This is a genomic window from Acinetobacter sp. GQ146 (assembly GCF_059758585.1).
Window position 1 is genome coordinate 1 of the sequence record NZ_JCAXDV010000031.1, and the last position, 347, is coordinate 347.

The 347-nt window shown below is 28.0% G+C and carries 1 pseudogene; it reads left to right on the top strand.

The annotated features are described in order from the left end of the window. Positions 1–145 precede the first annotated feature (145 nt). Positions 146–347, top strand: a pseudogene (locus tag AC6CHI_RS16145) (hypothetical protein); the annotation flags it as partial.

Sequence of the window (347 nt, forward strand, 5' to 3'; positions counted from 1 at the left end):
AAATAAATGAAAAAACTACAACTGGTGTTCCAATTAATTATGATGATATAAACTCGTGGAATATATTTATATATAAAAGTACGACAAAAATAGCTGAGTGTAATCAAGACCAGAATGATTTTATAGATTTTAAAAGCTCTAAAGTATGAAATTTATTTTAATATTTCCTCTAGTTTTTCTCGTGATGGCTTGTTCACGTGCTAAAAAACCAGAGATCATTCCAGATAGGTTTAAAGACTTTATGGAGCAATATTTTTATGGTTATAAATATGAGTATAAAGATGTTAGTGCGCGTGGTAATTACAACTATGGGCAGCAATATGCACTCATTAAAATAAATAAAAGTT